Origin of the sequence: Rhizobium leguminosarum (assembly GCF_010668065.1) — a bacterium.
Taxonomy (GTDB): domain Bacteria; phylum Pseudomonadota; class Alphaproteobacteria; order Rhizobiales; family Rhizobiaceae; genus Rhizobium; species Rhizobium leguminosarum_S.
In genome coordinates this window covers 20,824-40,454 of the sequence record NZ_WUEN01000019.1, presented here as the reverse complement: position 1 = coordinate 40,454, position 19,631 = coordinate 20,824, and the positions used below count along the sequence as shown (strand labels likewise).

Here is a 19,631-nt window from a genome sequence, read left to right as displayed (position 1 = left end):
CCCCCTGGCCGTCGCCGCCCTTACTGCTGCGGTCGGCCTGAACTAACCCCCTCTAGACGCGGATAACGTTTAGGGGTGCTTTCAATCCCAGCAGGAGTGCGCTATTCCGCCGGAGAGACGGAGGGATCGGACGTTGGATGCTCTTGCACATCGAGAGTTCGAGACACAGGCGCGCGGTCGCATACGCGGCTTGGATGGACTTAGAGCAATCTCGCTACTTCTGGTGCTGATGGCTCATTGGTCACCGCTTCCCTATCTTAACAAGGTCGCCGAATGGGGGCGAGGCGGGCTCGTAGTATTCTTCGTGATCAGCGGTTTTCTAATCACGAGAATACTCGTCGACTTAGCCGGCCGAAGGTCTGAGGCTAAGGGGTTACAGCTTCTCAAGGGCTTCTATGGCCGCCGATTTTTCCGTATTCAGCCCATCTATTATCTGGCTCTCGCATTTGTCATTTGCATAGGGCTGAATGACGCTGTGCGGGAGGATGTGATTTATCACGTCTTCTTCGTGCAGAATCTTTCAAATGTGTTGCTCCGAGGCGATATCGGAATTTATGGACCAGCCGCCCCGTGGTGGTCGCTTGCGGTTGAAGAGCAGTTCTATGTTTTCTGGGCGCCAATCGTCATCTTTCTCCGGCCGAATGCTTGGAGGCTTTCGCTATTGGGAGCATTTGCCCTTGCGATCGGCTGGCGCGCTTTTGCCTGGTATGCCGATCTTGGGCAGGCGAATGTGCTCGTCACATTCGGAAATCTGGATTCGCTGGCTGCTGGCGCAGCGGTCGCCATCATCATTTCGACAGGCCGGATTACGCCCGCGGTGTCGCGCTGTTTCTCCGCAATTCTGACGGTTGGCATCGTGGGGCTCTGCCTGCTGTCATTGACGGAGATGAGCGAAGGTATATTCGCGTTTCGGACTAGCTTTGTTGGCAAAGTACTTGCCGACGTGCCGGTTTATATGATCGCCTCATCGCTGATATTTTTCTTGGCTGTCGGCAAAGCGACGACCGCAGCGAAGGTGATGGAAGCCCCGGTTCTAGTGTTCATAGGCAAGCGTAGCTATGGTGCCTATGTCTATCATCAGGTCGTGAACTACACGTTCTTTTTCTTCGTGACACCCCGTTGGCTGGAGCCAAGTTTCGGCGTGAAGCCTCAATTGCATGGTCCCGGTGAGTTCTTAGCTTTCACGGCAATAACGCTGCTGCTCGCAGCCCTGTCCTACAAATACATCGAGCAGCCGATATTCAGGCTTCGTGATCGGATCTATCCGACTACTCGATAGCGTACGTTGAACGTGTCGCCTTACTGAATAACCAAAACATGTCGCCCGTCTCCTTCGAGACGGGTGCTTTGCCGTATTCAAAATCCGGAGCCCCCTATGCTCGTCCATAACTGGCGCGAGGTGCTGAAGCGTGCCTGGAGCGTCCGTCTCATGGCGCTGGCGCTGCTCTTCATCATCATCGAGCCCGTCTACACCTTCGTCGCCGCCACCTGGGTGTCGCGCAACATCTACATCCAGCTCGCCATGTCGGCGATCACAGGCCTCTTGGCCGTTGCGGCGATCATCGCCCGCATTTTCGTTCAGCAGAAAATCTCAGGAGACTTGAATGGCAAACCGCCTGCAGAAGGGTAGTGCCGCCGCGGCCATGGCTGTGGCGCTTGTCGGATCGTTCGAGGGATTGCGCCAGAATGCCTATCCCGATCCGGCGACGCAGGGGAAGCCGTGGACGATCTGCTATGGCAGCACCAATGGCGTGAAGCCGGGGGACCGCAAGACGGTGGAGCAGTGCAAGGCGCTCCTGGCGCTGGAGCTGCAGACCTATGCCGGGGGTGTCGAAAGCTGCGTGCACGTGCCCCTGCCGGATCCGCGTTTCGTGGCGCTGACCTCCTTTGCCTATAATGTCGGGGTCAAGGCGGCCTGCGGTTCGAGCGCGATCAAACTCATCAACCAGGGCAGGACTGCAGAGGGCTGCGAGGCGCTTTTGAAGTGGAACCGCGCCGCCGGCATCGTCTTTCCGGGCCTTGTCAGGCGCCGGCAGAAAGAACGCCAGTTCTGCCTCGAGGGCATCTGATGTTCTCTATCCTCGACACGCTCAAGATGGGCGCCGGCCTCGCCGCTGGCCTGATGCTCTATCACCTCTATGCCGTTTCGATCGGCTATCCCTCGGCGGCAAGGCAGGCGCGCGCCGGCTATGTCCTTGTTGCCGAGAAGAGTGCAGCCGAGGCCCAGGCCGCCGAGATGGAGCGCCAACGCAACGCGGCGGCCGAGGCCGGCGAAGAGCACCGCAAGCGCCTCGCCGCCGCAGAAGCCGCCGAGCACGCCGCCAAAGACACACTCGAAACCGAGATCCAATCCTATGAGCTTCAGCTTTCGCAAAAGAACCGCGCTTGCGCTGTCACTGCTGCTGATCGTCAGTGGCTGCTCCGCCACTGAGCGATTGAACAAGGCGACGGCGACGAAGGGGCAGGCGGCGGCCGGCATCGCTCTGCCGCCGTTGCCGGACGATCTCCGCCGGCAGGAAGCGCATGCGCCTGTTGTGGAAGGCGAGCCCGTCATCGCCATCCTCGCTCGCGAGCGCCAGGCGCTCGACCGCGCCAATGCCCGCCAGGGGCGCACCCTCCAGTTCTACGACGACCTCACCAGCAGATTGGAAAGACACCGATGATGAATGCCATCTCGCTTGCCCTGACGAAGCCGATGGGCGGGGCCCCTGCGATACCCCCACCATGGGTGCCGGATGTCAGCCGCTACATGCCGGCCGCCACGGGCACCCGCTGGCCGGCGGGTTTCACGCAAACTTACGCGGCCGACCTGAACTATCAATGTTCGAAGCTGTTCTTTGGCTCACCTGATTACGAAACCAACGATTTCCTTATTCCCTTTGTGGGTTTCGGCTGCACAGAGGGCGGCCTTGCGCCGCAGGAGACGATCTTGCCGAATGCCGATATTGCGATCGATGAGGTGTTTTTCATCCATCCGGATGGCACGGAATACCCGGTGCTCTTCGGCGGCAACGCAACCGCGACCGTCACGGCGTCGACCGGCATTGTCTACGGGCAGGTGACGCTGCCAAGCGCCCTGCCGGCCTGGTCTGTCTTCGGCATCCGAACGGTGTGGCACGGTACGGTCGGGCAGACCTATATTGGCGGCTATCGCTGCCAGCGCCATCGGGGCGAAAAATATTGGGCCGCCACCGATCTGACGTCAATTCGGGCGCTGGCCCTGGCGAACGGGGCGAGCACGCCGGCCCGCGATACGTTCTATAATACAGTCGGCAATGAGAGCAACTCGCAGCCTCTTGCCTATGGCCCTGCAATGGTTCTGGCCAAGGGGTGGGACGGCCGGCCGGTTCCGATGGTCCTGTCCGATAGCCTCATCGAGCGCCAGGAGATTGCCGCCACGGCCGATGCCAGGCGCAACATGGGCATGTGGCTGCGCTGGCTTGATGTGCGAGATCCCGTATGGGGCAGTATCATACCCGTCATCATGGGCGTCCCCGGCTCGAAGTCTGTGCAGGAACTGGCGACGTCGGCAACCAAGCGCTGGGCCATGATCGACGCGATCCGGGACACATACAACGGCGGCAAGAATATCTGGACGTTCGTTCTCGACCAGTCCGGCCGCAACGATAACAGCGCCACGCCAAGCACATGGTCGAACGCCAAGCTCGGCCTGGTCGACCGCGTCAAGACGCGTTATGGGGCGGGGATCCATGTCGTCGCCGCTACCATAATTCCGACCATGACGGCTTCGTCGGACAGCGGCCGGACGGTCGCGGGCTATGCGGTTCCCGCCTTATGGACAACCACGTTGGCGACGGTGAACAACACCATCAAGGCAAGTTCTCGTTACGCCAAGGTCATCGATCATCTGCTCGCCTTCACCGCGGACATTGATCCGACGAAGTCGCCGGCCGCTGAAATGTTCCCGCTCGGGAACGTCGTCGGACATCCTGGAAATCAGGACGGCGTGACGACGTGGGACACGATCAAGCTGCCGGCTTCGGTTCCGAACGGCACTCGCATCATGTTCGAATATCAGCCTGGTCTTTGGACATCGAGAACCACCTACGACCGCGTCGACAATGGCGATGGGACGGCGGACTATAAGGTCATTGAAGTCTTTGCCACCAATGTCCAGGACAATGCGGCGCTGCTCGCCCACGGCATGAACCTCGACGTTTCGTCTTACGTCCATCCGGTGCTGCAAGGGATCTTGCGATTTGTCAGCCGCTTGCCGCAATCCGAAAAGCTGAAATTTTACCCCTAGGCGAGCACCGACAGAGATGACATCCAATGACGATATCCTGCGCGCCCTCGGGCGCGTCGAGGGCAGGCTGACCGGTATCGAGGAAAACGTCGCACTTCTGCGCAACGAGGTCAGCGACGAAAAGGTCAACGCCCATGACAGCCGCGCCGTGATCCACAAGCGGCTCGACGAGCAGGCCAGGCAGATCGCCCATCTCGATACCAGGGTGGCGATCAGCGGCGGCGCGGATGTGCATATCCGCGAGGAGATCAAGAGCCTCAAGGAGACCGTGGAGAAGAACCAGGAGGCGGTGGGGCCGGCGCTTGAAGAGTGGAAACGGATGAAGTCGATCGGTTATGGGATATCGGGGTTGATCGCCTTTGCCGGCCTGACGATCGGCGGGATGATTGCCTATGCCAGCGATGGCGCGGTGGCGGCGCTTCGGCATTGGTTGAAGATCAATTGATCGGCGAGCACCAGGGCGTCAGCAGACCCACTCGCCCCAAACCGAAGCAAACAAACCCCTAAATTTTAGACTTCCCTAACGAACAAATCTGCGCCTTGCTGGTTTTCCTCTCAGGAGGAAACAGACATGAAGAGCATGAGCAATCGCCAAGTTCGCATTCCCGGCCCGCGAGAGCACGATGTTGCGGAGCATTGCCGCAAGTTTGGTATCGGCCCGGCGGAGGAGAAGAAGCTGAAGAAACTTCTCGGGTCGCGGGCGCCGCTGCATGAAATCCAGGCCAATGCTCCACCCCGCCAGCCAAGGTGGCGCTAGCTGGGGAGGGGTTCACGTCGCAAGTGATCATTACACGCTACATTACGGCAATGATTCAAAGATTGAGCGGAACAGAGCGGCGCCGTGAACGCTCGCGAAAGAGGTGCTTTTGCCGGATTTTGAAATGATTGATCTTGTCTAAAACGTCGGCCGAACGTTCGGCTTCCTCCACTTGGACCTGCTGAAAGCCCCGCTCCGGCGGGGTTTTTCGTTGGTGTTGTGATCTGCCTGTCGGTTTTCGCCCGGCGGAGCTTATCGGTGTGATGGTCGTAATGTGCCCGGACAGGTTGTCGATGATCCCTAGGTGGATTTTTCGGGGTCGCGATGCCGTATCTCTGCGGGAACTTCAGGCAATATCAGGGGTTTTGCCGACGGATCGCGCGGCAGGTCTCGTCTCCTGTACCACTGCTACCCCTGCAGTTGCTGCGCGGTCCACTTCAAGCAGTTCACGGAAGGACTTTGCTCCGGCTATCGGCAGCGGGCGAAGCCATGTCTGTCGTCGTAACCTGCAATAGCTCAGGAAGGCACAGCTGCGCGCCCGCAAGCGTGTCAATGCCGTGGTTGCCGCGACAGCATGAGGATGTAATCGTCGGCGATATCGGCAACTACCATGGCGGCTTCCGCGGCCGTGTATCCCTTGCCGATGGCGTCGCTGACGATCTTCATGACGGCAGGTTCAAGCGCTTCGCGGCAGTCGGACAGGCTTTCGACATGCGGGCATTTTGCCCGAAATTCCAAGACGTTGTTCATGGCGCACCCTCCATTCGATTGAGCTCGGGCCCTATGAAGGCAAGCCGGCCTCTCCCCAGAAAGGCGGCTATGGTTCCGGCGAGCTGCTTCAGGAACCAGAAGTGTTATCGTGACGCTACGATGGCATAGGAGCTGAGGTATTCAAGCGCATGCTGATATTAAGGTAAGCCAGTAGGGTTAATTCGTCCGTTGCTGTTGCATCGTGGCATCGCTGGCAGATGCAAAGGCTACAGAGGCTGCTGCATCTCGCCCAAAACCGTACAGCGGTTTTGGGACAACGACATGCATCAAATAAAGACTTTAGGATTTAAACGCCTGCCAAATCATACTCTGCCTTAGACGCTGATGCGCCGGCCGGCCTTGTCCGCCTCTTTGCGATTGGCGCCGTGCTTTTCGATGATGTCCTTGGCATCCTCGTTGGAAATGCGATGTTTTTTCGCGAAATAGATGACGTCGTAGGGTGCGTCGGCCACGGCCGCTTTGGCGGGCTGGGTCTTTTTGGTTGTGTCATTGGTCATGATTTTTCCTTTCAAGGCAATGTTGCGCCGGACGTGCCAACGCCGCCTCCGGAGCGAGGATCGGAGAACCGGCGCTTTCAAGTCGGCCTCAATCGAAGAACTGGCTTGGGGCCGTCCTATCGATGCGCTCGGGCCGTCATATGTTTTTCCCAGATCTGCGTTGCCTGCGCTGCCGTGCCGGTCTTGTGGAATCGCAGCAGGTGCAGTCCTTCGTTCCGCCGTTTTTCGTTAAAGGCGCTGTTTTCGTAGTCGGTGCCTTCGACAATGCTCTCGCTTTGAAGAACGGCCTTCAATTCCTGCACATAGTGTCCGGTGATGTTGAAAAGCGCTTCATTCTCAGGTGCGTCTGGCATCGTTTTCCCTATGAGTGGTCGCGTGGCATTGAACGCAGTGCTGCGGTTCAGCTGGCCACGTTGGTGGATGCATCAAGCAATCCGCGCCCCTATGGGAAAGGCTGGTATCGGACAGCGTTTAGCTGGAAGTGTCTGTCTGGATTTCCATATATCATGCAGCTGCGCCACCTTGCGAATCAAGGATAGAGGCGCGGCGAGCCTGAAGGCTCCATACTAAACCACTTGCCTGCCCGATACCACCTCAATCGAAATGCCGAAGAATATGGAGGGAGCAGGGCTGTCTTCGCTTTCCGAGTTTAAGGCAAGCGATCCCGGTTCCCACCAAAACGGTTGCTTCTGCAGCAGAGACCATGCGTGGAGGCGTTCGTCATGCCGGGCCGGCGTATCGGTCAGCTCATCATAGGTGCCCTGAACAAGCACGCTCTTCCACGTTCGGTTTTCGCCGAATTCTTCAACCTGAACACAGGCTGGTGAATGAGCCCGCAATAGATCAATCTTCAGGCCCGGCATGGAAAATACGAAAAGCCGGTCTTTTTCATAAGCATACTGGATGGGAACGATATAGGGATATTTCTCGCCGAGACATGCCAGATGGCCACGGGTGTGGCCTGCCAGAAAGGCGAGGCAGTCTTGTTCACCCATTTCTCGCAGTTGCATCGCGTTATCCACTTCGTTTGATAGGCAGCAAAGCATCTTCGGCTCGCGGCAACAGTCTTTGCAGCGCTACCAGAACACATCGTTGAGAATGATATAGACGATAAAGGCCAGACAGATTGCTGGTGTCGATTTCACCAGGAAGTCGATATACCGGAACCTGCCGATATGCTGCGCCAGGCGTTTCCACGAATGGATGTTTACCGTGGAAGACATCATGCCCTCCTTTGGTTGGGGCCGGGTAACTCTGATTGCCCGGTAAGCAGCGCCCGTTCACAAGCTGCCACTACACCAGATATGGGCGCCAATCATCTGCGCTACAAGGCGTGGCGGATTGCCGATCCGGCAGAGAGATCCCGCTGCTGTGCACGATCGCAAGGGGCGGCGCGGAGGGGCCAGGATTGCTGGGCACGTCCATACACAATTGCCCTTCTACCTCAACCATTGCTTCGATCAGTTTCAGCCGATCGAGTTTCCGCCGTTGGTCGTCGTAGAGCCTGCTGAGCAGCGCATAGGCCGATCCGGAGGGTCTGCCTTTGCGCAATAGTTTCCTGATCAGCATTTCCTGATCGGCAACGCGATGCGCCGCCTTCACGATATGGCGACGCGCCAGCTTCAGGTCTTTCGGGCGGTATCGTGTGGAAACCATATGCTTTGCTCCCCCTGTCTCATCCCGCAGTAGCAGGATGACGGCCGTTTCGCTCGATGCTCCCCCGCGACTAGCGAAAATCCGCGGCCGTGAGCGTGAAGTTGTTTCCGCGTCGATGCTGATAGGCTCTCGATGCGGCCTCCTGAATGGAAGAGCGCGCCGCATCAAAGGCATTGAGGTATGCGGCCTCGGAAGAGTTCTGGGTGATCGCGCTGCCAAGCGCTGCCTCTTCGACCAGAAACCGGACTTCGAACATGCCGTCATAGCCGGTGAAGCGGACGCCTTTTCTCGCTTCGTCGAAGCTGCGGCTTCTATTGGGGAAAATAAGTGTCATTGCGGTTATCCTTGGAACTGGGCGCGGCCGATCTGCGGAACTCGGGCACCGGTGGTGATGATGGATGCACGAGGGAGCGAATAGCTTGACGCCGGATGTCCAGCGATCAGCCTGCCTGCATGTCCGGGCGTCGGCAGATCTTAATGGATGGTCTGCACGATAACCCGGTTTTCAAGCAAGGCTTCCGATGTCTTGATCAAGCGCATCGTACCCGTGATAACCTCATCGGAATAGAGCGAATCCGCACGGGAAATTTCGTCCGTCATATCGCGGAGAACTTTGTTGATCTCCAGCAGAGGCGGCACGAATTCCACCAATCCGGCGGCTGCCAGCCCGTGCGTCAGGCGCGCGATCGCCTCTCGCAGGTGATCGACCAGCGCACGCCTTTCCACCGGCAATGCCGACGGCTTTGTGAGGGTCGCTTCATCGTTGAACTGCATGATGCGTATCCTCCTCTAGCTAAAATGGGTTCCGCCATGGCATTATCAATGGCGGCTGCCGAATGAGGTTGCGGTCAGCCGGCAATAAGCGCAAGCTAATTTATCGGCGGGCACGATACGGGCACCGCTGCTTGGGGCGCGCCAGTGATGCTAGCGCCAGTGAACCCTAGCCCCAACGAAGGAGGACGCCATGTCTTCCACATCAGATCAGTTTTTCGATATCGCCAATTTGAGAATGCTCGATCGTATTCTGCGAAAGGCCGGCTTTCGCGGCGGCGAAACCCACGCGGCCGATGAGGGTGAGATCACCGCCACAAGTTTCCTCATTGATTGTTTCCAGATGGGCATCGTCGATGAGGCCGCTTTGAGGTCGTCGCTGAAAATGTATCTCGCGACACAGTTGAGTTCAGGCCCGCTTCCGCATGCAATGGAAGACGGCTCCTTTGCCCGATGGCAGGATGACGGCGGTGCCCCGGTGAAAGCCCATCGGATCGCGCGGTATACGGCGTCCGGGCGGGCGGACGCACCGCTGCGGCCGCCAGCCTACCGCTTTCCCAAAACCAGGCTGCCTGAACGAGTATCCGAGATCCCGTGAACGGGCCTGCTGCGATGTCGCCGGCACCCCCCGATCGATCGTCGCGATGACATGACGAACAAGGAAGAAGACATGTCTGGGATTCCCGCCGATCAAAAGGACAGGGCCAGGAAAAGCAAAATCATCGCCTTCTTGCGGAAAATCGCAACCTTAAGCCCGACTGCAGACGATCTCATAGCGCAGGCGCGTCAAGCGCGGTCGTCGTCAGCGGAGGAGGGGATCGATAGCGCCGCCTATGGTCTGGCGCGTCCACACAAAGGTCCGTTCGATAACGCGACGGCATTCAGTGCTTCCACCTACGACCATGATCTCCCGACGCGGCAGCAATTGGAGGCCGCGCAACGCAGCCACTCCGATGCGGTAAAGCAGCAAGAGGTAAACCGCCAAACAGGCAAATTTCGTAGGCGTGCAAAGCGGACGAAGCTGAAATCTCCCTGAGCAGGAAATAGAGGCACGGACGGCGCTCTATAGATTTTTGCCGCCTGAGCGGTGCTTGGCTTCAAGCTGTCTCCGCTCCGTCCGTCGAAAAGCCCGCGCCAGGCGGGCTTTTCCTGTTTGCGGCAAAGCTCAGGCCGCCCCAAACGGCACGGCGACAAAGGTCTTGTTGCCATCGCGTTCGACGAGCAGCAGCACCGACTTGCGGCCGGCCTTGCCGGCCTCAGTGATTGCGGTCTTGACGTCGCGGGCGTTGTGAACCGGTCTGTCATTCACCGAGACGATGACATCGCCAGACTGGATGCCGGCGGCAGCCGCCGACTTGTCCGGGGCGACCTTGGCGACCACAGCACCGCTGATCGAGCGCGGCAGGTTGAGCTCTTGGCGCACGTCGGGCGTCAGATCGGCAAGGCCGATGCCGAGGCTCGGCTGGCCGGTGCTCTGGCCTTGGGCGTCTGGGCTTTCGGCCGCCGCCTGCTTCTGGCCTTCCTCATTGGTGCCGACGGTGACGTTGAGATCGATCGTCTTGCCGTCGCGCCAGACGCTGAGGGATTTTTTGGCGCCCGGCGAAAGGTCGGCGACCAGGCGCGACAGGTCCTTCGGCGTCTTGACGCTCTCGCCGCCGACTGAGGTGACGATATCGCCGGGCTTCAGGCCGGCATGGGCGGCCGGCGTATCGGCGGTGACGGCGGCAACCAGCGCGCCGCCGGTCTTGTCGAGGCCGACGGCATCGGCGACATCCTTGGTGACCGGCTGGATCTGCACGCCGAGATAGCCGTGATCGATCGAGCCGTCCTTCTGCAGCTTGGCGACGATCGCCTTGGCCTCATCGGAAGGAATGGCGAAACCGACACCGACGCTGCCGCCGTTCGGCGAATAGATGGCGGTGTTGATGCCGACGACATTGCCGTTGCGGTCGACCAGCGGGCCGCCGGAATTGCCATGGTTGATCGGCGCGTCGATTTGGATGAAATCGTCATAGGGCCCGCTGTGCAGGTCGCGGCCGCGCGCCGAGACGATGCCTGCCGTCACCGTGGTGCCGATGCCGAAGGGGTTGCCGATCGCCAGAATCTGGTCGCCGAGCTTCAGCCTGTCGGAATCGCCCCAGGCAATGGTTTGCAGCGGCTTGCCCGCCTCTATCTTCAACACGGCGACATCGGATTTCGGGTCTGTGCCGATCAGCTTGGCCGGCAGCTCCGTGCCGTCATCCAGCGTCACCTTGATGTCGACGGCATTGTCGATGACATGGTTGTTGGTGACGATCACCCCGTCGGGGCTGATGATGAAGCCGGAGCCGAGCGCCATCGCCTGCTGCGAAGGCCGCTTTTGCGGTGCCTGGCGCGGCAGCGGGATGCCCTGATCCTCGAAAAACTGGCGGAACTGCTCGTCCATCGGCGATTCCTGCTCTCCGGCGCTGACATCGGTCGCCTTCATTGTCGTGGTGATGGTGACGACCGCAGGCTTGTCGGCATCGACGATGGAGGCGAAGGAGCCGCTGGGCGCGAGAATGCCGCCGGTATCCGAAGGCGCGGCAACGGCATTGGAGGCGTTGAGGGCGAAGGGCAGGCAGGCTGCGCCGGCGATGATGGCGGCCCCGACAAGGGCTGCGGTGCGATGGTTGCGGAGGATGTGTGACATGGTGGTGATCCCTTGGGCGGTGGTCCCTTGCGAGAGCGTTGGCTTGGATGGCGTCGTGGTTCCATGTCCTGGGACCTGGCGTCGGATGGCGTTTGGCGCCAATTCCTCTTGGGAACGCGCAGTCGTCGGGGGCGGCGACCGGGGGGAAGAGAAGAATTGGCGCTCGGGATTCATATGATCCCACCAAGCGGATTTACAAATTAAAGTTTGATCATGTTTATATTGCCGATTTGTAAGATATGGCTGGAATTTAATCTTCGCTCACCCAGCGTTTGAGCGTCTCAAAAATTCCGGCCTGATTTTGCTTCGCTTGGCGTCCTCCGCGATGTTTTCATTCGAAAATAAATGGACTTATTCCCGGAGGCGGTGATCCGTTCGCCGCATACGTCCGTAATTTGCCGACAGACGATCTTGTTGCTCTTTCCGGAAGTTATATTCCCGGATCCTGTTGCGAATATAAAATGTTAGTAGACTCTAAATTATTTCTTCTTCAGAAAGTGAAGACCGCGAATCAAGGGCAAGCGAGTCTCGCGGGCGACGTATAAGGGGCGATGAGGGGCAGCAGTGGAGCGGGGGCGGAAAGCCAGGCGCGGCGCGCATGTGAAGTTGAGCGATGTGGCGAAGAAGGTGGGGGTCAGCCCCATCACGATTTCGCGTGCGCTTCGCAATCCCGAAATCGTCTCGGAGGATCTGCGCCAGACCATCCTGCGCACGGTAGACGAGATGGGGTATGTCCCCAATCTTGCCGCCCGGGCGCTCGCCGGCCGCCATAACGGCATCATCGGCGTCATCACGCCCGCTTTGCACCAGCACGGCTTCGCCGGCCTGATGATCGGCATCGAGGATTGCTTGCGCACCACCGAATTCCGCGTGCAATATTCCAATACGCTCCACCATGTCGACGGCGAGGCCGGCGAGCTCAGATCCTTCCTGACGCAGAAGCCGGCCGGCGTTATCATCGCCGGTGCCGAATCCTATCGTGATCTTCTGCCGCTGGTCGAAAATGCCACCTGTCCGATCGCCCATATCACCGATCTCAGCCAGGAGCCGGCAAGGCTGGTCGTCGGCCTTGATCATCATGCGGCAGGCGCCGAACCCACCCGTTTCCTGCTGTCGAGGGGCTATGAGAGGATCGGCTTCATCGGCCGCGGCACGGATATTCGCTCGCGCCGCCGGAAGGAAGGCTATGAGGCCGCGATGCGGGAAGCCGGCCGTTTCGATCCCGATCTCGCCATTGGCGGCGATGAGGGAAGCAGCACCGGCCTCGGCAGGGAATTGTTTGCCCGCCTGTTGCAGCGCGTGCCGGATATTGATGCCGTCTTTGCCCAAAGCGACGATCTGGCGCTCGGCGTGCTCATCGAATGCGCCGTGCGCGGCATCCGCGTGCCGGAGGATGTCGGCATCTGCGGCTTCAACGATCTGGAATTTTCGGCCTTCACCCAGCCGCCGCTGACGACGGTGCAGATTGCACGCTACGATATCGGCTACCGCGTCGCCGACATGCTGCTGCGCGCCATCCGCGACGAGCCGCCCGGCGAAGACAAGGTCGATTGCGGCTTCTCCATCATCCCTCGCGGCTCGACGCGCTAGAGCGGTTCAGCTTTTCATGGAAACGCAGAACCGCTCTAAGTTTTTGTTTTTAAGCAATTCCGTACGGAAAACCGCTTCACACTTTTCCTGGAATTGCTTTGGCGCGGCTTGACGCGGCAATCTGGTACGATCTGCCAGCTTTGTGTCTGCCGATATCAGCCCAGTGTTCCTGCAAATCGTTCCGGCCACCGCTCACGTTGAAAAACCTCCGTCAGGAAGTCGATGAACACCCTCGTCTTGGAGGGCAGCAGGGTGCGGTTTGCATAATAGATCGAAATCGGACCTGCATCGGCATACCACGCCGGGATCAATCGGATCAGCTCGCCGCTCTCCAGATAGCCAAGAGCATCCGCCTTGGCAATCATCGTGACACCAAGGCCGAGCAGCGCGGCGGATCGCATTGCCGTGGGATCGTTGACGACGATCGTCTCTTTCAAGGCCGCAGGCTGCTCATCTCCAGCAAGATTGCGCATCTGCCGCTGGTGAATTCGACCCGTCCGCATCGAGCGCATGACGATACCGTCGAGTTCGTGCAAGCCGGACGGATCATGAGGCGGAACCCGATCGCCCATATATCCCGGTGATGCCACGGGGATAATATGAGCGGGCGCCAATGCCCTGGCGATGATGCCGGGCGCCAATTCGAACCCTCCGCCGATCGCAGCATCGTAACCCTCGGCGATCAGATCGACCTGTCTGTTTTCGAACATCCATTCCGGCCGGATCATCGGATATCGCCGCATGAACTCCGGCAATAACGGAAGGATGTAGCCGATGCCGAGTGTCGGGCTCATGCTGAGTTTCAGCGCGCCGGATGGTTCGGATTGTTCGTTCGATGCCTCCGAGATCGCTCCCTGCAGGCTGTCCAGATGGTCACGGATTGAAAGCAGAAAGCGCTCGCCTGCTTCCGTGAGCGTCAGACTTCGGGTGCTTCGTTGAAACAGCCTGAGCTTCAGGTTGCCTTCAAGTGCTGCGACATTGCGGCTGACCGCCGCCGGCGTCAGGCCGAGCCGCCGTGCCGCCGAGGAGAAGCTGCCAAGCTCGGCGCTGCGCACGAAGGATTCCAGGTTTGCGAGCGTCTCCATGTCGTGACTTTCAATGAATGCTTGAAATTGATAACAGGCAATTCCGTCTAATCACAAGGGAATAACGAGGCGATATTCGCTCCATCGAAACCAAACAATGGAGTTATCGCAATGACCATCGGTATCATTGGCGCCGGCAAGATCGGCTCCGCCTTCGCCCGAGCCCTTGCCCGCAACGGCATCGCTGCCACGATCTCGAACAGTCGCGGCCCTGACACATTGCAGGAACTGACCGAGGAGCTGTCGCCGCACATTACGGCGGGGACGATCGAAGAGGCGGCGAAAGCCGACCTCGTCCTTGTCGCCGTCCCTTGGTCAAAGCTTCCCAGGGCATTGGCGGGTCTTCCCGACTGGGCGGACCGCATCGTGATCGACGCCAACAATCCGATCGAAGGACCGCTGTTCAAGCCGGCCGAGCTGAATGGCCGCCTATCAACGGAAGTCTTCGCGAGCCTGGTGCCCGGCGCTCGCGTCGTGAAGGCATTCAACCATCTTCTGGCGCATCTGGTTTCAGCCGATCCTCGCGCCGAGGGCGGCAGCCGCGTGCTCTTCTATTCCGGCGACGATGCCCAATCGAAGGCCGAGGTGGGCGCGCTGATCTCCAGACTGGGCTTTGCCGGCATCGATCTCGGGCCGATTTCGATCGGCGGCAAGCTCGCGCAATTCCCCGGCGGGCCGTTGCCTGTCCTCAACCTTGTCAAATTCGGATGAACAGCGACCGGCCGGATCAATCCGGCCGATCTGCTTGACTAGGCAAAGCCCGGATTATTCCCTATACCGAGGGAATGACGATCATTGTGCTGAAAAATGGATAACACGGGACTGTCTCTGGACAGGATGCGCACCTTTGTCCGCGTCGCCGAACGCGGCAACCTGTCGATGGTCGCAAGAGAGTTGGGTGTCGGTCAATCCACCGTGACGCGGCACCTCAATGAACTTGAAGAGGCTGTCGGCGTACCGCTCCTCAGCCGAACCACGCGTCGCGTGACCCTGACCGACGAGGGTAGCCGCTATTATACCAACTGCCTGCAGATATTGCGCCTGGTCGAACAGGCTGCCGAAGAAGCAAGAGATGCCCGTCAGGCTCCCGCGGGCGCTGTTCGGCTTTCCTGTACGGCAGCGCTCGGCGTGATGCACATCACGCGCCTGATCTTTGATTTCCAGGACAAGCATCCGGACATCCGCGTCGACCTCAACCTGACGGACGAGCGTATCGACTTGGTTCGCGAAGGCGTCGACGTCGCACTCCGTCTTGGGCCTCTCGCCGACAGCGCGATGAAACTGCATGCGCTCGGAGAGAGCCATCGGCTGCTGGTGGGCGCACCGACCTATTTGTCCGTCCACGGACGGCCCGAGCGCCCAGCCGATCTGTCACGCTACGAAACCGTCGTGATGTCGAATGTGGCCGGCAGCGATCGGCTCGTTCTTTCCTCTCCCGATGGCACAAGCCTGATGATCCCCGTCAGTGGCAAGTTGCGCGTCGATCACGGGCTTGCGGCGCGCGCAGCCTTTGCCGCCGGACGCGGCATTGGTCCCGCACACCTCTGGTTGGTCCACGATCTTCTGGACGACGGCCAACTCGAGGTCGTGCTTGGCGACTATCGTCCTTTACCGGTTCCGGTGAGCTTGCTGATCGTTCCAGAGCGTGCAGCCATTGCCCGCGTTCGGCTGCTCGTCGACTTTCTCGTCGCCGAGGTTTCCAGATTACCGGGAATCCGGCCGTCGTAAGTCTTTGTTTTAAGCACGTCGTTATCGCAAAACCGCTGCACATATTTGCGCGACATGCTTCAGAGTCCAAAAGACCGCTTATCGCCACGCCACCCCGTCTTCCGCAGATACTGCTCCCAGTTGAGCGTATCGGGGTTCAGACGACGGCTCCATTCGAGATCGTGCTCCTTGCCGAAATAGCCATAGTCGACAGCATATTCGACCATCCCCAGAAGCTCTCGAACGAGAAGTTCGTTGGCGGCAAACTCTGGAAAATAGTGCAGCAGGCCATCCCGGGTGAAAGCGTTTCGATACTCGGCCTTGAGGCCGGTCACGCGCTGAAAGGTTTCGATCATCTCGCGTGGAGAAATGATGTCGCCGACGATCGGCAGCGTTTTGCCGTTGTAACGCTCGGGGTTTGAGAAGATCTCGAGGACGACCGGCCCGGTCGCCGTCAGCGGATCGACAAACGGCGCTCGGAAATCTTCAGGAAGATAAACCGGCAGGAGTAGCGTATCGCCCTCCATGCGCGGCACATAATATTCGAGAAGATTCGTGTAGAAGAATGCCAGCATGACGAAGGAATGAGAGATCGGCAGGCCGCGAATATAGTCTGCAACACGCGCTTTGTCGGTAAAATGCGGCGCGTACTTCTTGCCCTCGGTGATCTTGTCGACATTCTCAAGCGTGCTGAAAACAATATGCCCGACGCCGGCCTCAAGGGCGGCATCCGCCAGTTGCCGGCCGAGAGGGGCCTCGATGGTCTCCGGCGGGGCGATCGGCGGCGTCATCAGAAATGCGCCATCCGCGCCTTTGAAGGCGGCAACGAGGTCCTTTTGACGGCCAAGTTCGAGAGGGACGGTGACGATTTCAGCGCCGCGTTCCTCTAGGCGTAGAGCTTCAGGCGAATCCCTTTTCCGGGTGAAAGCGCGCACCCGGAAACGTTGGCTCTCAAGGAGCGTCGCGGCGACGCTGCGCCCCTGTTTGCTCGTTGCACCGACAATCGCGATCAGTGGTTTTTCATGTGCAGACATAGAGCTTCAAACCTTTCCCTGTCATTGACGCCGACTGCGGTGCCGGGCGTCATTTTGCGGGAGAGCGGTCGGCCTGTGCCGAGAGCCCATCTCGATGGCGGGCACCCTATCGCAACAGGTTCTTTGGCTGTAGATATCTGAAATACATAACATAATGCCATTTTCTGGATAAATGACACCGGCCAAGCGCGCATACAAGTCGGTTCGCCATCCCGGATCAGAACGCCGAAACTCGCGCCCGGATGGTCGGAAGCGCCGAAAGCCATCCCCGGGACACCGCCGATATTCAGGATCGCGACGGCGCAAGTGTCGTTCTTGAAGCCATTTCTCAAACGCTGGCCTTGGCTCAGAGCTGCATTGCAAAGATCGCAAAGTTCACCCTGCAGATCGTCAAATAAACCGATGAGGTCAAGGTTTTCGAAGTGCTGCCCAGCCGCCGCAAGATGTTATATTTATTGAATTCTTTTCAATTCAGACTCTTAGCCTGCCTGTCAGATGTATTAATCATTGTTAAGTACTATTGAATATGGTTAATATTATGTTAACCTTAAAGAGATTAGAGGGTGTTCAGCGTTTTAAAGGCGGAAATTCGAAACATGAAGCTTTCGCATATAATATCGCCAGCTATGCCTGAATATAGGTTGAGAAGTGGTTCTCGCCTAAATCAAAAAATACTATGCGTTGTATTTGCGGCGATTGTTCCAGTGGCGTCAGCAGCGGAAGAGTTACCTGCGCCCAAGGAAGCGGTCTCGGTTGTGACATCTGGTGAGACTTCGGCCCGGCAGCCTCAATTGTTGCGTGACGGTCTTCGCTCAGGCGATAAATTGAATCTCGCATTTTACGAAAGCTTGGCCTCCGTCGAAGATCGCTGGACGGGCTCGCGGGGCACGGTTCCCTGGAACTTTTACCAGCGGCCCGAGCTCACGGGCGAATACGTCGTTGAAGCGGACGGAACGATTTCGCTTCCGCTTTTGGGACGCTTCCCGGTTCGAGGGCTTCCTCCGACGGATGTCGAGGCGATCATTCTTCCTTCGTACGAAAGTTTGGTCGGCAGAAAGGGGTTCGTGACTATCGTCAAGATTGAGCACCAGCCTGTTTATATTACCGGCCCGGTTCGTAATCCTGGCTCGTTTCGATATGTTGATGGCATGACTGTTCTGCATGCCGTTGCGCAAGCGGGTGGCATGGCGGCGAAGAGTATTGAGCCATGGCAGAGTGTGGAAATTACCCGCCAGATCGAGCGGTTGAAGGCTGAGTTGGCCGATCTGAAGCGGCTTGCGTCGCGAACCGAGGTGCTCAGGGCGAAGCGCGATTCCGTACAAATTGCCAGCATTGGTGCACCTATTCTTGGTCCCGATCCCGATGCCCAACGGTTGCTGGATGATGAGACATGGCAGCGCCAATTGGTAACGACGAGCAAGGATGCGCAGAGCAGTGCTTACGCAAAATCTGTGGCCAATGCTCAGGCCGATCTCGATCTGCGTCAGGCACGCGTCGGCAATTATGATGCCACCATTCGGGTCCGTCAGGATCGGCTGGAAAGTATCGAGAAGTTGGCCAAAAACAAACTTGTCACCAGCATTGAGCTGACCCGGGCACAAAGCGAACTGACCGAGTCGGAAGATCGAAAGCAGCAAGCCGTCATCGATGTCGAGAGCGCAAAGCAACGGCTGGCGATGGCAAAACAGGACGTTGAGCGCGATCGAATCGAACGCAAGATCGAGATCGAAAAGTCGGCAGCGGATGCCGAAAGAGGTCTATCCACGGCGTTGAAGACGACCGAGAGCGATCTTGAAATCTTCCGGTCGATGGTATCGTCGAATGATAGCGCTGGTGTTGAATTTGAAATCGTTCGGCCTGGACCGAATGGTGTCATCGTCGAACCTGCGACCGAAGAAACGGTCTTACAGCCTGGCGATCTGATCAAAGTACATTGAGACTTAGCCACATACTCTTCCAGGAGAGTTTAATCCTCCTCTCGGCCAAACAGCTCAGGGGCATCGTCGATTTGCGATTTGTCACGCGGTCCAAAACGCCAAGGAGAGCTTATGTCTGCAATCGAAGCTTTAGAATCCTCGCATTCCTCGATGCCGGTCCAAGGTCCGATGTTCAATTTGCCAAGGACCTCGCTCGTCATTCCAACCTTGAACGAAGCGGAAAACATTAAGCTTCTCTTGCCCCGCATACCGACATGGGTGCATGAAATCATCATCGTCGATGGGCGATCGACAGACGGAACGCCTGATATAGCGCGCAGCATGCGCGATGATGTCAAGATCGTACTTCAGCCTAAGAAGGGCAAAGGCATCGCATTGCGGACGGGCTTCGAAGCCGCATCTGGTGATATGATCGTGATGCTTGATGCTGACGGGTCGATGGATCCCTACGAAATCATCCTGTTCGTCGCGGCTCTTGTTGCAGGTGCGGATTTCGTCAAGGGTTCGCGCTTTATGCAGGGTGGCGGCACCAGCGACATGACAGTCATCCGCCGTTTCGGCAATCTGGGCCTGACCCTCCTGGTCCGGATGCTCTATGGCAGCTCCTTTAGCGATCTGTGCTACGGCTACATGGGCTTTTGGAGACGGCATGTTCCCTTGCTGCGTGCCGATTGCGACGGCTTCGAAATTGAGACGCTGATCAATTTGCGGGCCCTGAAGAACAAGCTCAAAATCATGGAAGTCGCGAGCTTTGAATCGGAGCGTATCTACGGCGTCAGCAATCTGCGTGCCCTTCCGGACGGCTGGCGCGTGCTGAAGACGATCTTCCGAGAACGCGTCAGTACGCCGACGGGCGTCCAGGTCCTCGAGCAGGGCATGTCCTGAGGT

At 58.5% G+C, this 19,631-nt stretch carries 27 protein-coding genes; 16 read left to right on the top strand and 11 right to left on the bottom strand.

The features are described from left to right. The first annotated feature begins 133 nt into the window (after positions 1-133). The 8 genes from GR198_RS31980 (at position 134) to GR198_RS31945 (ending at position 5,024) form a co-directional block, all read left to right on the top strand. Positions 134-1,279: an acyltransferase family protein gene (locus tag GR198_RS31980; RefSeq protein WP_164070270.1), complete on the top strand. Its 1,146-nt coding sequence runs from the start codon at positions 134-136 to the stop codon at positions 1,277-1,279. Between the two features lie 96 nt (positions 1,280-1,375). After that, the gene (locus GR198_RS31975) at positions 1,376-1,630 is read left to right on the top strand and encodes a hypothetical protein (RefSeq protein WP_113546225.1); all 255 of its coding nucleotides are present in this window, start codon (positions 1,376-1,378) and stop codon (positions 1,628-1,630) included. Beyond that, on the top strand, positions 1,605-2,069 hold the full coding sequence (locus tag GR198_RS31970) for a lysozyme (RefSeq protein ID WP_164070269.1): 465 nt from the start codon (positions 1,605-1,607) through the stop codon (positions 2,067-2,069). The genes GR198_RS31975 and GR198_RS31970 overlap by 26 nt, the downstream gene beginning before the upstream one ends. Continuing rightward, positions 2,069-2,431, top strand: a complete 363-nt coding sequence (locus GR198_RS31965; protein ID WP_164070268.1) for a hypothetical protein — start codon at positions 2,069-2,071, stop codon at positions 2,429-2,431. The genes GR198_RS31970 and GR198_RS31965 overlap by 1 nt, the downstream gene beginning before the upstream one ends. 4 nt (positions 2,432-2,435) lie before the next feature. Continuing rightward, positions 2,436-2,663, top strand: coding sequence for a hypothetical protein (locus tag GR198_RS31960; RefSeq protein ID WP_164070267.1), 228 nt, complete (start codon positions 2,436-2,438; stop codon positions 2,661-2,663). After that, the gene (locus GR198_RS31955) at positions 2,660-4,267 is read left to right on the top strand and encodes a hypothetical protein (protein ID WP_164070266.1); all 1,608 of its coding nucleotides are present in this window, start codon (positions 2,660-2,662) and stop codon (positions 4,265-4,267) included. Before GR198_RS31960 ends, GR198_RS31955 begins: the two co-directional genes overlap by 4 nt. Before the next feature lie 16 nt (positions 4,268-4,283). Further along, complete coding sequence (locus GR198_RS31950) at positions 4,284-4,712, top strand: DUF1515 domain-containing protein (RefSeq protein WP_164070265.1); 429 nt, start codon at positions 4,284-4,286, stop codon at positions 4,710-4,712. 126 nt (positions 4,713-4,838) lie between these two features. Then, positions 4,839-5,024, top strand: a complete 186-nt coding sequence (locus GR198_RS31945) for a hypothetical protein (protein ID WP_003546334.1) — start codon at positions 4,839-4,841, stop codon at positions 5,022-5,024. Positions 5,025-5,573: 549 nt separating this feature from the next. Here the strand turns inward: GR198_RS31945 and GR198_RS31940 are convergent. From GR198_RS31940 to GR198_RS31910, 8 genes are all read right to left on the bottom strand, one after another. Beyond that, complete coding sequence (locus GR198_RS31940) at positions 5,574-5,774, bottom strand: hypothetical protein (RefSeq protein ID WP_029874366.1); 201 nt, start codon at positions 5,772-5,774, stop codon at positions 5,574-5,576. A gap of 335 nt (positions 5,775-6,109) precedes the next feature. Continuing rightward, on the bottom strand, positions 6,110-6,292 hold the full coding sequence (locus GR198_RS31935) for a DUF3606 domain-containing protein (protein ID WP_029874365.1): 183 nt from the start codon (positions 6,290-6,292) through the stop codon (positions 6,110-6,112). A gap of 116 nt (positions 6,293-6,408) precedes the next feature. Continuing rightward, complete coding sequence (locus GR198_RS31930; protein WP_164070264.1) at positions 6,409-6,645, bottom strand: hypothetical protein; 237 nt, start codon at positions 6,643-6,645, stop codon at positions 6,409-6,411. Positions 6,646-6,858: 213 nt separating this feature from the next. Then, on the bottom strand, positions 6,859-7,302 hold the full coding sequence (locus tag GR198_RS31925) for a pyridoxamine 5'-phosphate oxidase family protein (RefSeq protein WP_029874364.1): 444 nt from the start codon (positions 7,300-7,302) through the stop codon (positions 6,859-6,861). A 66-nt stretch (positions 7,303-7,368) separates the two neighbouring features. Next, the gene (locus tag GR198_RS35595) at positions 7,369-7,515 is read right to left on the bottom strand and encodes a hypothetical protein (RefSeq protein WP_017959492.1); all 147 of its coding nucleotides are present in this window, start codon (positions 7,513-7,515) and stop codon (positions 7,369-7,371) included. Between the two features lie 70 nt (positions 7,516-7,585). Continuing rightward, entirely contained in the window at positions 7,586-7,948 is a 363-nt protein-coding gene (locus tag GR198_RS31920; protein ID WP_029874363.1) for a hypothetical protein, read from the bottom strand. 70 nt (positions 7,949-8,018) lie between these two features. Continuing rightward, complete coding sequence (locus tag GR198_RS31915) at positions 8,019-8,282, bottom strand: DUF1488 domain-containing protein (RefSeq protein ID WP_003546348.1); 264 nt, start codon at positions 8,280-8,282, stop codon at positions 8,019-8,021. Positions 8,283-8,422: 140 nt separating this feature from the next. Beyond that, complete coding sequence (locus GR198_RS31910; protein ID WP_011650973.1) at positions 8,423-8,722, bottom strand: hypothetical protein; 300 nt, start codon at positions 8,720-8,722, stop codon at positions 8,423-8,425. 190 nt (positions 8,723-8,912) lie between these two features. Here GR198_RS31910 and GR198_RS31905 point away from each other — a divergent pair, with 190 nt between their 5' ends. Both GR198_RS31905 and GR198_RS31900 read left to right on the top strand, forming a co-directional pair. Beyond that, positions 8,913-9,317: a hypothetical protein gene (locus GR198_RS31905; protein ID WP_029874362.1), complete on the top strand. Its 405-nt coding sequence runs from the start codon at positions 8,913-8,915 to the stop codon at positions 9,315-9,317. A 72-nt stretch (positions 9,318-9,389) separates the two neighbouring features. Next, positions 9,390-9,755, top strand: coding sequence for a hypothetical protein (locus tag GR198_RS31900; protein ID WP_029874361.1), 366 nt, complete (start codon positions 9,390-9,392; stop codon positions 9,753-9,755). A 129-nt stretch (positions 9,756-9,884) separates the two neighbouring features. Here GR198_RS31900 and GR198_RS31895 read toward each other — a convergent pair whose 3' ends face one another. Then, positions 9,885-11,390: a DegQ family serine endoprotease gene (locus GR198_RS31895; RefSeq protein WP_164023222.1), complete on the bottom strand. Its 1,506-nt coding sequence runs from the start codon at positions 11,388-11,390 to the stop codon at positions 9,885-9,887. 600 nt (positions 11,391-11,990) lie between these two features. On the opposite strand from GR198_RS31895, the gene GR198_RS31890 reads away from it, so the two are divergent. Next, positions 11,991-12,980, top strand: coding sequence for a LacI family DNA-binding transcriptional regulator (locus tag GR198_RS31890; RefSeq protein WP_164054786.1), 990 nt, complete (start codon positions 11,991-11,993; stop codon positions 12,978-12,980). A 155-nt stretch (positions 12,981-13,135) separates the two neighbouring features. On the opposite strand, the gene GR198_RS31885 is transcribed toward GR198_RS31890, so the two are convergent. After that, positions 13,136-14,065, bottom strand: coding sequence for a LysR family transcriptional regulator (locus GR198_RS31885; protein WP_164070263.1), 930 nt, complete (start codon positions 14,063-14,065; stop codon positions 13,136-13,138). A gap of 111 nt (positions 14,066-14,176) precedes the next feature. On the opposite strand from GR198_RS31885, the gene GR198_RS31880 reads away from it, so the two are divergent. Both GR198_RS31880 and GR198_RS31875 read left to right on the top strand, forming a co-directional pair. Beyond that, positions 14,177-14,776, top strand: a complete 600-nt coding sequence (locus tag GR198_RS31880; RefSeq protein WP_029874357.1) for an NADPH-dependent F420 reductase — start codon at positions 14,177-14,179, stop codon at positions 14,774-14,776. A 96-nt stretch (positions 14,777-14,872) separates the two neighbouring features. Then, on the top strand, positions 14,873-15,793 hold the full coding sequence (locus GR198_RS31875; protein ID WP_164070262.1) for a LysR family transcriptional regulator: 921 nt from the start codon (positions 14,873-14,875) through the stop codon (positions 15,791-15,793). Between the two features lie 59 nt (positions 15,794-15,852). Here GR198_RS31875 and GR198_RS31870 read toward each other — a convergent pair whose 3' ends face one another. Then, the gene (locus GR198_RS31870) at positions 15,853-16,806 is read right to left on the bottom strand and encodes an NmrA/HSCARG family protein (protein WP_164070261.1); all 954 of its coding nucleotides are present in this window, start codon (positions 16,804-16,806) and stop codon (positions 15,853-15,855) included. 242 nt (positions 16,807-17,048) lie between these two features. Here GR198_RS31870 and GR198_RS31865 point away from each other — a divergent pair, with 242 nt between their 5' ends. From GR198_RS31865 to GR198_RS31855, 3 genes are all read left to right on the top strand, one after another. Then, the gene (locus GR198_RS31865; RefSeq protein ID WP_164049532.1) at positions 17,049-17,204 is read left to right on the top strand and encodes a hypothetical protein; all 156 of its coding nucleotides are present in this window, start codon (positions 17,049-17,051) and stop codon (positions 17,202-17,204) included. Between the two features lie 198 nt (positions 17,205-17,402). Beyond that, the gene (locus GR198_RS31860; RefSeq protein ID WP_245279682.1) at positions 17,403-18,743 is read left to right on the top strand and encodes a polysaccharide biosynthesis/export family protein; all 1,341 of its coding nucleotides are present in this window, start codon (positions 17,403-17,405) and stop codon (positions 18,741-18,743) included. A 111-nt stretch (positions 18,744-18,854) separates the two neighbouring features. Beyond that, entirely contained in the window at positions 18,855-19,628 is a 774-nt protein-coding gene (locus tag GR198_RS31855; RefSeq protein ID WP_029874353.1) for a glycosyltransferase family 2 protein, read from the top strand. Positions 19,629-19,631 lie beyond the last annotated feature (3 nt).